This is a genomic window from Haloarcula litorea (assembly GCF_029338195.1).
Lineage (GTDB): Archaea > Halobacteriota > Halobacteria > Halobacteriales > Haloarculaceae > Haloarcula > Haloarcula litorea.
Genome location: NZ_CP119779.1, coordinates 2,651,334 through 2,664,630, shown reverse-complemented (window position 1 = coordinate 2,664,630; position 13,297 = coordinate 2,651,334). Strand labels below are relative to the sequence as shown.

The following is a 13,297-nucleotide window of genomic DNA, read 5'->3' as shown; positions in this document are numbered from 1 at the left end:
TCGTCCACGGTGGTATGAGCGAGACCGACGCGGAGGAGGGTGGGCGCATCTACGAGCCCACCGACGAGCACTCCTTCCCCGACGACCGGCTGAACGACGTCCTCGAGCTGCTCGACGGCGACGACGAGGTCCAGGCGTACCTCGGGGCACAGAACGTCAATCCGGTCACCCGCAAGCGGTACAACGACCACGGGACCAAACACATCAGCATCGTCCGCCACCGCGCGCTCTGCCTCTACGACCTGCTGAAACGGGGCGGCGTCGAGTTCAACGGCGCAGCCGACCACGAGGGGCTCGACGAGGCCGACGAGTCGGTCATCGTGGCGCTGGCGGCGACGCTACACGACATCGGTCACGTCGTCCACCGGGACGACCACCCCTACTACTCCATCCCGCTGGCCGCCGACCTGCTCGACCGGCTGCTGGGGGAGTTCTACGACGTCGAGGCGCGCGTCCGGATGAAAGGCGAGGTGCTCCACGCCATCCTCTGTCACCACACGGAGGAACAGCCGCTGACGCTTGAGGCCGGCGTCGTCCGGGTCGCCGACGCGCTGGATATGGAACACGGCCGCTCGCGGATCCCCTACGAGCAGGGCGGGCGCGGGATCAACACGGTGTCGAGCCAGGCGATCGAGGCCGTCACGCTCCAGCCGGGGGACGACCACCCGGTCCTCGTCGAGATCGAGATGAACAACGCCGCCGGCGTCTACCAGGTCGACAACCTCCTCAAGGCCAAGCTCCGGGACTCCGGACTGGAGGAACACGTCCGGATCGTCGCGGTGAACGGCGGCGACGACGACGGCCAGATCGTCGAGCGGATCGAGCTCTGAGCCCGCCGAACCTGTGAGTGACACAACGGTTTTGTGACCCCGTCCCCTACTCGTGTGTATGAGTCTCACACCCGCAGACGAGACGCGGGGGAGCACGTCAGACGCGACGCCGGCACCGGCGTCCGACGCGTCGCTGGGAGAGCGGCTCCGGGCCGGCGTCCGCTCGGCGCTCGGTCGTCTCCCGGGCGGTGATCGGGCGCTGGCGTGGTACGACGCCCGCGAGGCCGACGGTCCCGACCCCGAGACGATGGCGGACGACGCCGTGACCCCGCCGGACTGCCCTGCCGTCCCCGAGTTACCCCAGCGGGAAGAGCCGCTGACCTACCCCGATCGGAACCGGGACACCGAGAACGACCCAGACCTCGTGAGTACCCACCGGAACCAGCAGTTGACGGTCTCGCACCCCGACAACCCCGACGCCACCATCACCTCGGACACCTGGGAGCGCGTCGAGCCCTGACGGCGACGGTCACCCCAGGAACAGGTCCGTCCCCGGCGGCCGTTCGGCGTCGTCGGGGAGCGATTCGTACCACCCGGCGGCGGGTCGATCCTCGGCGGGTACGGACTGGTCGGGGACCGGCGGCCGCCGGTCGGCGTCGACCGGCGACGCCCGACAGACGACGAAGTGCCGCGTCGCCGTGCGGTCGCTCTCCTCGCTGGTCAGCTCGATCGTCCAGACGCCCTCGACGCCGTCGAGTCCGACGTCGAGCCCGGTCAGTCCCTCGACCCACTCCCGGGCGGCGACGCCGTAGGCGTCGTCCGCGCCGACGGCGGCACACGGGATCTTCAGGGCGCAGTCGTCCTCGACTCGCGTCGCCAGTACGGTCCCGTCGGGTGCGACCACTCCCGTCGGTGCGAGGTCGTCCATCCCGTCGACCTCGTCGACGACGGACTCCGGGACGGTGTCCGCCCGGACGTGGAAGGGGACTCCGTTCTCGCGGAACTCGTCGGGATCGGTGAACTGTGCGAGCGAGGACGCTGTCGTCGAGTCGTCGTCAGACACGGGAGATCACCGCTGGGTGGCCCGTACCGATCCGGGACTGATAGTTCTACCTCCGGTCGAGCGGTGCGAGCACACCGGCGGGGGTCGCGCGGCTCAGTCGCTCCCCGCCGTCTCGCCGCGTCCGGCGACCGGGCGCTGGCTCGGGACGGTGAGTTCGACGACGCTCCCCCGCGGCGAGCGCTCGCTGAACGAGAGGTCGCCACCCAACCGCCGGACGCTCCAGTGGACGAGCCAGAGCCCCAGGCCGCTGCCGTGTCGCAGCGGCGTCTCGTCGCCCTCCAGCAGCACCGCGAGTTCCTCGTCGGGGATGCCGACGCCGGTGTCCCGGACGGCGATATCGACGGCGTCGCCCGTGCCGGTGACCTCGATGTCGACGCGGGGAGCCGACGCGTCCGTGTGTTCCACGCCGTTCTCGACGACCGCCCGGAGGGCCGCGCGGAGCACCTCCGGGTCGGTCCGGACCGTCGGCTCCCGGCCGGCCGCCGCGACCGCGACCTCGCTGTCGGGCCAGTCGGCCTCGACGGCGTCGGCCACCGATCCGGCGAGCGCCCTGACGTCGACGACCGCCGTCTCACGGTCCCCGCCCGCGAGCAGTTCCTCCGTCGTCTCGATCGTGTCACACAGTTCCCGGAGCTCCTCTGAGAGCGCTCGAATCCGCCGGGCGGCGGCGGCCGCGTCGGTCGACGGCTGTTCGTCCAGCGTCTCCGCGAACGCCCTGACGGCGTCGAGGTCGTTCCGGAGGTTGTGTCGGAGGACGCGGTTGAGGACGGTGAGTCGCTGTTCCTCGGTCTTCCGTTCCGTCACGTCCCGGAACCGGAACGCCCGGCCGACGGTCTCGCCGTTGCGGGCCGTCAGCGACGAGACCCGGACCTCGAACGTCCGTCTCCCGCTCGTCGTGGCGAGCGTGACGGGACCCGACGCCGACGTGTCGACAGTCTCGCCGAGCACCGTCGGGAGCGGTCGCCCGTGGGCGTCCGCGGGGTCGACGCCGAACACCCGCTCGGCCGGTTCGTTGAGGTCGACCACCCTGTCCTCGTGGTCCACGACGACGACCGGGCCCATCTCGTCGAGGACGGCTCGCCGTGCGAGGGAGTCGCTGTCCGGCGCGCCCGCGAACAGGTCGGGGTGCGACCGGACGGGTGCCACGGCCGCCGCCACGACGGCGAGCACCGCGACGGTCGCCGCCGTCGGCTCGGGACTCGAGACCAGGATCGGCTGTCGGAAGAACAGGGGGACGAACAGGAGCGTGACGCCGGCCCCGACGACCAGCAGCGCCAGCCGAACCCGGGCCGGAACGCCGCGCTCGTTGCCCGCCTGCACGATCAAGACGAGGCCGTACAGCCCCAGCGCGAACACCGAGATGAGCAGCAGCGCCCCGACGAGCCGGAGGAGCGCGCGAACCAGCCCGTCGAAGGAGGGCAACAGCGCGTAGTTCCCCAACACGAGCACGGGGAACCCGAGGACCGCGGCGAGTCGCCGCCTCGTCGCCATCTGTCCCTGACCGGCGTACTCGACACCGAAGGCCGCCCAGAGCGTGACCGCGAACGGCCAGCCGACGGCGACGACGGCCACGTTCGTCCGCGGGAAGAGCCCCAGCGTCACGAGCGCGAGGGCCACAGAGATCGCCGCGAGCACCAGCAGCGTCGCCCCGAGGAACCGACTCCCCCGGCCACCGGTCCCGTCCCGGTGGGTCCACGCGACGGCGAGAAACGCCGCCGCGGCGACCGCGCTCAGCAGTGAGACGGCGCTCCCGGTCACGCTCGCTCCCTCCCGACCGCCGGCGGCTCGGTCCCGACACCGTCGTCGCCGGCGGCCCCGGGCGTCGGGAGCCGGACGGTGACGCGATCCGGCGTCACGGTCGCGACCGTCCCCTCGGCCGAGTCGACGGCGATCCGGAACACCGGGAGCGGTGGCGCGTCCCGTTCGTCGGCCGCCGCGCCACCGTCCGGTCCCGACCCGGAGAGGTCGACGTCCAAGACGACGGCGTCGGCGTCGTCGGTCACCCGCACTCCGACGTCGTCTCGATCCGCCGTCACGCACTCTTCGACGAGCAGTTCGAGGGACGCGCGTAACAGCTCCTCGGGCACCGCCACGGTGTCGTCGTCGACGGCGACGGTGACGGTCACGGCGTCCCGGGCCGCCGGAGCCGCGTCGAGCACCTCCCGCAGCTGCGAGACGAGCCGGCTCGACCCCGTCGGATCGGCCCCCTCCAGAGCGCGCTCGATCCGCCGGACCTGCGTGACGCGGTCGGCGAGCCGGGTCGTGGTCTGCCACACCTCGTCGCCGATCGCCGCGGGGTCGACGTCGGCCGGGTCGGCCCTCGTGGCGAGCGGGTCGACCGCGTCGGAGACGGTCGCCATCCCGTCGCGGACCTCGCCGACGAGGAACTCGTTCAGGACACCGAGCCGGCGCTCGCGCTGCCGGCGCGCCGTCACCTCGCGGAAGACCAGCAGGTGGCCGGCCGGTCGGTCGTGGGCGTCCGTCAGCGCCCGGCAAGTGACCTCGAAGACGCGGTCGTCGACGGCGACGGTCGGTTCGCTCCCGGGCTGGTCGACCAGCGTCGCGGCCGACACGCCGAGGGGCGTGACCGCTGTCAGCGGTCGTCCGACGGCGTCGGCCTCGAAGACCGTCTCGGCCGCCGGGTTGCAGTCCCTGACGTTCGACTCCGTGTCGACGACGACGACCGGGTCGGTCAACTCCTTGACGACGCGGTCGCGCCCGACGACGGCGGTGACCGGGAGGGCCTCGAAGGGACGATACCGCACGATCGCGACGGTGAACAGCGTCGCCGTCGCCAACAGCGTCGCCGACGCGACCGGCGACGCCCGGCCGGTCTGTGAGAGGAGGACGCCGATCGGGAGCACGAACACCGCGGCCACCAGCGACGCGGCCTGCCCCCACGGCGACGCCGGGCGGTTGGTCGACGCACGGACGACGAGGAACGCGCCGCTCAGCAGGAGCCCGAACGAGACGAACGAGACCGCGCCGATGACGCGGTTCACGAGCGCCGTCGTCGCCCAGGCCGGCACCAGCGGGCCGAGGACGGTGATCGTCACGCTGAGACCGACGACCGAGAGCGCCGCCGCGGCGGCGATCCCGACGGCCAGCGTCGCCGCCTGGTCGCCCAGGCCCGTGTACCGGAAGCTGAACGCGACCCAGAACCCCGCGGCGACGACCACGACGTTGAACAGCAACAGCAACACCCACGACTCGGGCTCGGTCACGCCGGTCAGCGCGACCAGCGCGGCCCGTGTGGGACCGAAGTCCGCAAGCACGAAGTTCCCGATCGCACCGAGACAGAGGACCGTCGCGAGGCCGAGCAGTTGCTCCGCCGCCGGCGCGGCCCGTCGCCGCCACAGGAGCGCCACCAGCACCGTCGTCGAGAGGACCGCCCCGAGGCTGATCGCACCGTGCAGGGCACCCGACTCAAGCACCGGCGTCATCTGGGCCTCCGGGACCGGTCGATACCTCACGTGACATATCGGGTCGCTACACCACACGGAAAGACGCCACCGTTCAATAAAACGGCAGGTCCTCCGGGCGCGGTCGTCGGAGGGCCGGACGGCCGGTCAGTCATCCGCCGGGCCGGTCTCGGCCTGTCCCGAACTGACCGTCACGTCGACGTCGAGGCCGTGACGCCGGACGTCGAGGTTCGCACGCTCGATGACCGCGCGGTACTCCTGCCGGTGGTGGCCGTCGTCGTCGATGCTGAGCCGGCTCTCGACGAGGCCGGCGTCCGCGAGGGTGGTGAGTCGGCGGTGGGCGGTCGACCGAGAGACGGCGGCGACGTCGGCCGCCTCGCGGACGCTCCGGGCCTCGTCCGCGACCGCTCGCAGGACCCGGCGGGTGTACTCGTCGCCGAGCAGTTCGAGGAGCTCGTCCGCCGAGTGGGTGGGCTGGTCGTCGTCGCGGTTCCGCGGCCCACGGCCGGTGGGGGACACGTGTGCTGCCATGTGACTGAACTGTCTGCCCCCTCCCCCGTGGACGTACACTCTAGCTATGCCGACCGGGGGAGCCGAAACCGTCTAGCTATCAAGAGAGACGCGGCGAGCGCGGGCCGCCGCCGGGAGCGGTGCCGGACAGTCGGCGGAGTTAAGTCCTGTTGTGCCGGCATACGAACCGACAACCGAATGTCGCCCTCCGACACCGCAGCCCTGCCCTCCGTGCTGGTGGTCGACGACGAGAAGGAGGTCGCGGACGCCTACGCGCTCCGACTGGACCCGATCAGCGACGTGCAGACGGCCTACGACGGCGAGACCGCGCTCCGGATCGCCGACGAGGAGCCGGTCGACGTCGTCCTGCTCGACCGTCACATGCCGTCGCTGTCGGGCGACGAGGTCCTCGAAGAGCTGACCGACCGGGAGTTCCGGGGGCGGGTGATTATGGTGACCGCCATCGACCCCGCGTTCGACGTGCTCGGGATGCCCTTCGACGACTACCTCTGCAAGCCGGTCGACCGCGAGGACCTGCAGGCGGCGGTCGAACACCAGTGTACCGTCCTGGCCTACGAGACGCTGGGCGAGTACTCCGGTGCCGAGGCCAAGCGAGCGGTCGTCGAGTCCGAGGTCCCGGCCGAGGAGCGGGCGGACCACGACGAGTTCGAGCGGGTCGAGGCGAGGGCCGAACGGCTGGAACGGCGGGTCCGGCGACTGCTCGACGACGCCGACTCTGTCCTCGACACCTTCGACGACATCGGCCGCGGCAGCTAGGGCGGCGAGTCCGCGAAGTACGCGTCGAGCAGCGTGCGCTGGGCGGCCCGGAGGTGGTACAGCAGCGTCGGGCCGGTGATGTCCAGCGAGCCGGCCACCTCCTCGGCCGTGCTGCCACGCGGCGACTCGAAGTAGTCGGCGTGGTAGGCCGCCCGGAGCGCGGCCTCCTGTCGCTCCGTGAGGCGGTCGTTCACGCGCTCGGCGAGCCGCCGGTCCCGCTCGACCTGCCGGCTCGTCTCGCGTTTCGCGACCACGTCGGCGTCGAACCGGCGCGCGATCCCCTCTGCGAACCGGCGGACCGTCCCGTCCGGCGAGAGGTGGAGCGTGAGGCGGCCCCCGTCGGCACCGAACGTCGCCGACTCGACCGTCGCGCCGCGGTCGAGGGCCACGGTGAGCGGCGTCGCGCCGGTCAGCGTGACCTCGATCGAGCCGCCCTCGCCCGACGCCACGACGCGCGCCGCCGCGACGGCGTCGTCCTCGCGGAGCGCGTCGGCCGCCGCGGACGCCGTGTCGCCGTCGACGGTGAGGTAACAGACCGTCTCCGCGCCGCCCCCCGGGACGGTGCCGGTGACGGTGAGGTCGGCGTCGCGCGCACCGGCGACCGCACCGAGCGGCCCGGCCGTCGGGGGGAGGTCGAGGACCAGTTCGACGACCCTGTCGGCAGCGAGGAGGGTCCGCTGGCGGGCGGCGTTGACCGCGAAGCCGGCGACCGACCCGAGGGTCTCGAAACTGACCCGCTCGCGCTCGGCGAACGCCTCGCGTTCGGTCGCGTAGACGGCGACGACGCCGTAGACCGTCTCGCCGTGTGTCAGCGGGATCGCGAGCATCGACTGGATGCCGTCGGCGAAGGCGGCCCGACGGACGGCGTCGGGGACGGTGTCGGTGCTGGCCAGCGGGCGAGCGACGACCGGTTCCCCGCGCTCGACGGCCCGTTCCTCCGGCGTCGTCGCCGGCTCCGCCAGGACCTCGCGGACGCGGTCGAGGGTAGACGTCGACTCGCCGGCGGCCGCCCGGACGGCGAGGCCGTCGCCGCCGAGTTCCCGGTCGCCGACCCAGGCGAACGCGTAGGCGTCGGACTCGCCGAGTCGGGCGCAGATCGTCTCCGCGATCTCGCCGCGGCTCGTCGCGCCGACCAGTTCCGAGAGCACGTCCGCGACGAGGTCGCCGAGGAGCTCCACCCGGTCGAGTTCGGTGCGGAGCCGGTCGACCGTCTGTGCCCGCTCGTGTCGCTCGGAGACGTCCGCGACGTAGACGGTCGCGCCCCCGTCGGTCGGCACGACGGAGACGTCGAGCCAGCGGTCCGGGTCGGGGTAGTACTCCTCGAACTCCCGGGCGGGGACCCCGTCGGAGCCGTCGAACACGCGCTGGAGCGTCCCCTCGACGGACCGCGGGAACACCGCGGTCACGGCCCGACCGCCGGCAGCCGCCTCGGCCACCTCGCAGACGGCTCTCGCGCGGTCGTTCAGGTCGACGACGGTCCCGTCGCCGTCGACCTCGATGACGCCGACGGGGGCACGGGCGAGGCGCTCGTCCATCGCTCACCCCCCGTCGGCGGTGACGACCTCGATGCGGGCACCGCCGCGCTCGCTCTCGGTCGCCCTGACGCCCCAGCCGTGGGCGTCCGCGATGTGGCGGACGATGGCCAGGCCGAGTCCGGCACCGTGGTCGTGCGTCGTCACGCCCGGCTCGAAGACCCGCTCCCGGCGACCGGGGGGGATGCCGGGGCCGTCGTCGGCGACGCAGAAGCCGTCCGGCGTCGGGGCCACCTCGACGACGACCCCGGACCCGTGTTCCACGGCGTCATCGGGAGCCTGCGACCGAGGGTTCGTCGAGCCGTGCTCGACGGCGTCGTCGGACCCCGTCCGACTGCCTGTGGAACCGTGTTCCACGGCGTTCCGGAACAGGTTCTCGAAGAGTCTGACGAGCCGGTCGGGGTCGGCCTCGACGGCGGGGAGGGAGTCCGCCGTCGTCAGCGTCGCGTCGCCGGTGTCGACGGTCGTCCAGGCGCGCTCGGCCACCTCGCCGACCGCGACGCCGGCGGTCGTGTCCAGCACCGCTGACCCGCGGGCCAGCGTCAGCACGTCGTCGACGATGGTCTCCATCCGGTCGTGGGCCCAGGCCACCTGGTCGAAGTACTCCGCGTCGCCGCGCTCGCGGGCCGCACGGAGGTTCGTCTCCGCCACTTCGAGGGGGTTCCGGAGGTCGTGGCTCACCACGCGCGCCACGTGGTCCAGCGCCACCTCGTCGTCCGCTCGGGCGGTGAACACGAGGTGGCCGTCGATGCCATCTCCATCCCGACGGGGCGCGTGCCTGACGTCGAACGTGTGGCGCTGGTCTCCCGGACTGACGACCCGGAGCGGTCCCTCGCCGTCGAGGAGCCCGTCCCACGAGGCGTCGGGCGCGACGACGAGCCGGTCGCCGAGTCGTTCGACCGGCGTCCCCGGCTCGACCGCGCCGAACACCGTCTCGAACGCCGAGTTCGTCCCCGCGACGACGGGGCCGTCGGCCGTTCGCTCGTACCACAGCAGTGGGTCGGGGTACGCCGCCGGCTGGAGGGACGGATCGGTCACGGTCGCCTCCCCGGACGGCCGGTCTGACGTGGGCGGCTGGACGACCGCCGCCGTGCGGTTGCGGGACGGAGTGTAGGCATCTGTCGACTGGCTGACTCCGAAGAGCCGTTCCGCGGTAATAAAATGCGTGCCAGCGTGTCAGGCGGTGAACGGGACCGTCCGACCCGGGGACACGTCACTCGATATCCGCGCGAGCGAACCGCAGGTAGCCCAGCGCGGGCGGGACGACCACCCACGCCGCCAGGACGGCGACGAGCGTCGGGCCGTCGAGGGGCGCACCGGACATCTCGAACGCCGGTCCCGGGACCAACTGGACGGACCAGAAGTACGCCTGGGCCGGACTCAGGTTCGCGAACACCGTCCAGACCGGGCCGGACGGCCGGACGCCGAACGCCCAGTCCAGCCCGGCCGCGAGGATACCGGGCACGGTCACGGGCGCGACCTGGGACCACAGCAGCGTGAACACGAAGTACAGCCCGACGACGCCGGACATCGCCCGCGACCGGCTCCCGACCGCGGCCGAGACGCCGACGGCCATCCCGACGTAGGCGGCGGCGAACAGCGCCGTCAGTGCGCCGAAGACGGCGACCGCCCCCAGCCGCGGCGTCGGGAACCGCGTGAGAGCCAGGACGCCCCCGACGGCGAACGCCACGGCGACCGCGCCGACCACGACGAGCAGCCGCGCCAGGAGCTTCCCGACGACGAGTTCCAGCCGGGCCAGCGGGTACCCCAGCAGGAATCGGATGGTGCCGGACTCGCGCTCGCCGGCGACGGCGAGGGAGCCGGCCAGCGCGGCCACGAGCGGGACGAACAGCAGGCCGACCAGCAGCGTGAGCTGGATCGCACCCTCTACCCTCGGCTCCGCACTCAGGCTCACGCCCAGGTAGATGATGCCGACGAACAGGACGTAGAGGGCGAGGACCGCCTGAATGAGGCGGGCGCGGACCACGTCCGTCAGGTCCTGGCGGAGGACGGCGGCGACGGCGGCGGCCCGCATCAGCCGTCCCTCTCGGCGGCGACCGCCGCCCCGTCGGACTCGGTCACGACGCCCGCGCCGTCGGTCGTGACGGCGGTGAACAGCCGCTGGAGCGACCGCGCGTCGAGGTCGAAGTCCGCGACGCGACCGCCGGCCTCCAGCGTCGTCAGGACCTCGACCTTGGACCGGGGCGTCCGACAGACAACGGTCACGTCGCTGCCGTCGGCCTCGACCGACTGGACCCCGTCCACGTCGCGGATCGGATCGAGGGTGGCCGGGCGTGTCGCCATCGTCACCGTCAGTACGTCGTCGGCCCCCATCGCCTCGCGCAGGCCGGCGAGCGTGTCGACCGCTGCGACGTCCCCGTCGCGCATAATCCCGATCCGGTCGCTGACCGCCTCGACCTCCGGGAGGATGTGCGAGGAGAAGAACACCGTCGTTCCGGCGGCCGCCTCGGCCTCGACGATCCCCCGCACCTCCTCCATCCCGTTGGGGTCCAGCCCGCTCTGTGGCTCGTCGAGGACGAGGAGGTCCGGGTCGCCCACCAGCGCCGTCGCCAGCGCCAGCCGTTGTGCCATCCCGGTCGAGAACCCGCCGGCGGCCCGGTCCCAGGCGGCCTCGTCGAGCCCGACCCGGTCGAGAAGCGCCGCCGGGTCGTCGTCGGCGTCCGTGAACCGAATCGCGGCGGCGACGTGTTCGCGGGCGGTGAGCCGGTCGTAGACGGCGACGTTCTCGGGCAGGACGCCCGTTCGCGCTCGCAGCGCCCGCGACTCCGTCTCGATGTCGTGGCCCAGGACCGTCGCCGATCCGGTTGTGGGTGTCATGTATCCCAGCAGGAGGTTGATGACGGTGGACTTGCCGGCACCGTTCGGGCCGAGGAAACCGAACACCTCGCCGGTCTCGACGGTCAACGACAGTTCGTCGACGGCCGTCACCGGACCGAAGCGTTTCGTCAGGGCGGTCGTGTCGATCGCAGCCATCATCGGCGGTGGCGACGCCGACCGACATAAACGCCGAACCGCCGTGTCTCGGTCCCGGACCCTGTTGCAGGCCCGGACACACGGGAGTCGGTTATACCGGCTCCGCGGACCACGTCCCGGGTGCGGCGAACCCCCCCACACCCCGATAGCCCCCTGTCTGACTCCTGTCCGCGCGCCGACGTCCTGCGGACGCGGACACAGTGTGGGTTCGCCGCGTTCCGCGGTTCGATCGCACCCCGCTGACGCGAGGTTTCCCCCTGGAATCGGACCGCTCGCCCACTTCTCGCTCCGGTGACAGGCGACCCGGAGACGATCCGTCGCCGGGTACTCGATCGAGACAGGCGTCTCGTCGGGGTGTGTGCCGGAGTCGGCCGTGCGGCCGGACGGGCCGCGAGGGACGCCGAGACGGGTTCGTCGCGGGACCGCTCAGTCCCGCAGTGCCTCGACCGGGCGAGCGTTGGCCGCCTTCCAGGCGGGGTAGAGCCCGCTCAGGAAACTCGCCACCGTCCCGAACGCGAAGCCCAGGAGCGTGTACGTCAGGGCCTCGGCCGTGAACGCCAGCGGGTCCGAGAGCAGCTGGGCGTTGATGAGCATCCCGAGCAGGACGCTCACGCCGACGCCAAGCACCGCGCCGACGACGCCGAGCAGCATCGACTCGTACAGCAGCAGGCGGAGGACGTCCAGCCGCCGGTAGCCGACCGCCCGCAGCACGCCGATCTCGCCCTTGCGCTCGATGGTCGACATCAGCATCACGTTGAGGATGCTGACCGCGGCGACCAGCAGGGAGACGCCGCCGATGCCCAGCAGGAACGTGTCGATGGTCGCCATCTGACTCCGGAACCGCTGGATGGCCGACTCGGCGTCCTGGACGGCGTAGACCTCCTTGCGTCCGTTGAGCCGCGCGTCGAGTTCGTCGGAGGTCTCGAAGGCGGCGGCCGGGCTGTCGGCCCTGACCATCACCGTCGAGTAGCCGCCGGTCTCGACCTGTGACTGCGGGAGGAGGACGGCGTCGTCGGTCTGGACCAGGCTGGACCGCCCCGTCGACTCGAGGACGGCGACGACGCGGTGTGTCTCCCCGTCGACGGTGACGCTGTCGCCGACACCCACGTCGAGGGTGTCGGCCAGCTCCGGACCGACGGCCGCGCCGGAGCGCCACGCGCTCGGGAGCCGACCGTCCCGGACGGTCACGAACGACCGGGGATCGGAGAGCCCGTGGACGCTGGCGTCGGTCGACTCCCTGAGCCCGGTGACCTCGGCGTGGGCGGTCTTGAGCGTGTAGACCGGGTCGTCCGTCGACTGTTCGATCCGGTCGACGTGGTCGCGCTGGAACTGCTGGAACTCGGCGTCGTCGCCCGGCGTCACCCAGACGGTCTGTGTCACGTCGTCGACCGTGTTGAGCTGGGACTGCTCGAACGCGGCCCCGAACATCCCCAGCGAGGCCAGGGCGACGACGCCGATGGTGATGCCCGCCATCGCGAGCACCGTCCGCGCCTTCGCCCGCGTGAGGTTCTCCCAGGCGAACGCCGCCAGCGGCAGCCGCCGGGAGAGCGCCGACTCCATCACGACTGGATCCTCCCGTTGACCAGCCGGACGGTCCGGTCGGCGTACTCGGTCACCTGCTGGTCGTGCGTGACCGTCGCCACCGCGACGTCGTCGTCGACGATGCGGCCGAACACGTCCAGCACCTGCTCGCTGGTGTCCTGGTCGAGGTTCCCGGTCGGCTCGTCGGCCAGGAGGATGTCGGGATCGTTGACCAGCGAGCGGGCGACGGCGACCCGCTGTTTCTGCCCGCCCGAGAGCTCGTCCGGGTAGTGGTCGAGCCGGTCGCCGAGCCCGACCCGCGCCAGCAGCCGCTCCGCTCTGTCGAGGAGGGACTCCCGGTCGCCTCTGACCAGGCCCGGGACCGCGACGTTCTCCCGCGCCGTCAGCGTCGGCACGAGGTAGAACGACTGGAACACGAACCCGACGGTCCGTCGGCGGGTCTCGGTCCGCTCTCCGGTCGACAGCTCCGACACCGGGCTGCCGGCGACGGTGACGCGGCCGGCCGTCGGCTCGTCGAGCAACCCCAGCAGGTTCAGCAGCGTGGACTTGCCGCTCCCGCTGGGGCCGACGATTGCGGTGAACTCGCCGCGGTCGACGGCGACGTCGACGCCTTTCAGCGCCCGGAGCGTCTTCGCGCCGGAGTCGTACTCCTTGACCGCGTCGGTCGCGCTGATGACCGCCATCGGA

Annotated in this window: 13 protein-coding genes; 3 read left to right on the top strand and 10 right to left on the bottom strand. The window is 72.3% G+C overall.

Annotated elements, in window-relative coordinates; translation table 11 throughout:
- Positions 1–14: 14 nt before the first annotated feature.
- Both P0592_RS14385 and P0592_RS14380 read left to right on the top strand, forming a co-directional pair.
- Positions 15–830 (top strand): HD domain-containing protein, encoded by an 816-nt coding sequence (locus P0592_RS14385; RefSeq protein ID WP_276271597.1) that lies wholly within the window; start codon positions 15–17, stop codon positions 828–830.
- Positions 831–888: 58 nt separating this feature from the next.
- The gene (locus P0592_RS14380) at positions 889–1,290 is read left to right on the top strand and encodes a hypothetical protein (RefSeq protein WP_276271596.1); all 402 of its coding nucleotides are present in this window, start codon (positions 889–891) and stop codon (positions 1,288–1,290) included.
- Between the two features lie 9 nt (positions 1,291–1,299).
- On the opposite strand, the gene P0592_RS14375 is transcribed toward P0592_RS14380, so the two are convergent.
- The 4 genes from P0592_RS14375 to P0592_RS14360 all read right to left on the bottom strand — a co-directional run bounded on the left by P0592_RS14375 (position 1,300) and on the right by P0592_RS14360 (position 5,786).
- On the bottom strand, positions 1,300–1,833 hold the full coding sequence (locus P0592_RS14375) for a hypothetical protein (RefSeq protein WP_276271595.1): 534 nt from the start codon (positions 1,831–1,833) through the stop codon (positions 1,300–1,302).
- A gap of 93 nt (positions 1,834–1,926) precedes the next feature.
- Positions 1,927–3,591 carry an ATP-binding protein gene (locus P0592_RS14370; RefSeq protein ID WP_276271594.1) on the bottom strand — a complete coding sequence of 555 codons (1,665 nt, stop codon included), beginning with the start codon at positions 3,589–3,591 and terminating at the stop codon, positions 1,927–1,929.
- Entirely contained in the window at positions 3,588–5,276 is a 1,689-nt protein-coding gene (locus P0592_RS14365) for a PAS domain-containing protein (RefSeq protein ID WP_276271593.1), read from the bottom strand. Before P0592_RS14365 ends, P0592_RS14370 begins: the two co-directional genes overlap by 4 nt.
- A 126-nt stretch (positions 5,277–5,402) precedes the next feature.
- Positions 5,403–5,786 carry a winged helix-turn-helix domain-containing protein gene (locus P0592_RS14360; RefSeq protein WP_276271592.1) on the bottom strand — a complete coding sequence of 128 codons (384 nt, stop codon included), beginning with the start codon at positions 5,784–5,786 and terminating at the stop codon, positions 5,403–5,405.
- A gap of 177 nt (positions 5,787–5,963) precedes the next feature.
- On the opposite strand from P0592_RS14360, the gene P0592_RS14355 reads away from it, so the two are divergent.
- A complete protein-coding gene (locus P0592_RS14355; RefSeq protein WP_276271591.1) occupies positions 5,964–6,542 on the top strand; it encodes a response regulator in 579 nt (192 codons plus the stop codon).
- Here the strand turns inward: P0592_RS14355 and P0592_RS14350 are convergent.
- From P0592_RS14350 to P0592_RS14325, 6 genes are all read right to left on the bottom strand, one after another.
- Positions 6,539–8,077, bottom strand: a complete 1,539-nt coding sequence (locus P0592_RS14350) for a bacterio-opsin activator domain-containing protein (protein WP_276271590.1) — start codon at positions 8,075–8,077, stop codon at positions 6,539–6,541. The genes P0592_RS14355 and P0592_RS14350 overlap by 4 nt on opposite strands.
- Before the next feature lie 3 nt (positions 8,078–8,080).
- Positions 8,081–9,112, bottom strand: coding sequence for a sensor histidine kinase (locus P0592_RS14345; protein ID WP_276271589.1), 1,032 nt, complete (start codon positions 9,110–9,112; stop codon positions 8,081–8,083).
- A gap of 175 nt (positions 9,113–9,287) precedes the next feature.
- Positions 9,288–10,109 carry an ABC transporter permease gene (locus P0592_RS14340; protein ID WP_276271588.1) on the bottom strand — a complete coding sequence of 274 codons (822 nt, stop codon included), beginning with the start codon at positions 10,107–10,109 and terminating at the stop codon, positions 9,288–9,290.
- Positions 10,109–11,068: an ABC transporter ATP-binding protein gene (locus P0592_RS14335; RefSeq protein ID WP_276271587.1), complete on the bottom strand. Its 960-nt coding sequence runs from the start codon at positions 11,066–11,068 to the stop codon at positions 10,109–10,111. Before P0592_RS14335 ends, P0592_RS14340 begins: the two co-directional genes overlap by 1 nt.
- A gap of 426 nt (positions 11,069–11,494) precedes the next feature.
- A complete protein-coding gene (locus tag P0592_RS14330) occupies positions 11,495–12,628 on the bottom strand; it encodes an ABC transporter permease (protein WP_276271586.1) in 1,134 nt (377 codons plus the stop codon).
- Positions 12,628–13,293 (bottom strand): ABC transporter ATP-binding protein, encoded by a 666-nt coding sequence (locus P0592_RS14325; RefSeq protein WP_276271585.1) that lies wholly within the window; start codon positions 13,291–13,293, stop codon positions 12,628–12,630. The genes P0592_RS14330 and P0592_RS14325 overlap by 1 nt, the downstream gene beginning before the upstream one ends.
- Positions 13,294–13,297: the final 4 nt, after the last annotated feature.

Excerpts from the sequence above, each read along its gene's own strand:
- P0592_RS14385 (WP_276271597.1), top strand. The coding sequence starts at position 15 with ATGAGCGAGACCGACGCGGAGGAGGGTGGGCGCATCTACGAGCCCACC.
- P0592_RS14380 (WP_276271596.1), top strand. The coding sequence starts at position 889 with ATGAGTCTCACACCCGCAGACGAGACGCGGGGGAGCACGTCAGACGCG.
- P0592_RS14365 (WP_276271593.1), bottom strand. The coding sequence starts at position 5,276 with ATGACGCCGGTGCTTGAGTCGGGTGCCCTGCACGGTGCGATCAGCCTC.
- P0592_RS14360 (WP_276271592.1), bottom strand. The coding sequence starts at position 5,786 with ATGGCAGCACACGTGTCCCCCACCGGCCGTGGGCCGCGGAACCGCGAC.
- P0592_RS14355 (WP_276271591.1), top strand. The coding sequence starts at position 5,964 with ATGTCGCCCTCCGACACCGCAGCCCTGCCCTCCGTGCTGGTGGTCGAC.
- P0592_RS14350 (WP_276271590.1), bottom strand. The coding sequence starts at position 8,077 with ATGGACGAGCGCCTCGCCCGTGCCCCCGTCGGCGTCATCGAGGTCGAC.
- P0592_RS14340 (WP_276271588.1), bottom strand. The coding sequence starts at position 10,109 with ATGCGGGCCGCCGCCGTCGCCGCCGTCCTCCGCCAGGACCTGACGGAC.
- P0592_RS14335 (WP_276271587.1), bottom strand. The coding sequence starts at position 11,068 with ATGGCTGCGATCGACACGACCGCCCTGACGAAACGCTTCGGTCCGGTG.
- P0592_RS14330 (WP_276271586.1), bottom strand. The coding sequence starts at position 12,628 with ATGGAGTCGGCGCTCTCCCGGCGGCTGCCGCTGGCGGCGTTCGCCTGG.
- P0592_RS14325 (WP_276271585.1), bottom strand. The coding sequence starts at position 13,293 with ATGGCGGTCATCAGCGCGACCGACGCGGTCAAGGAGTACGACTCCGGC.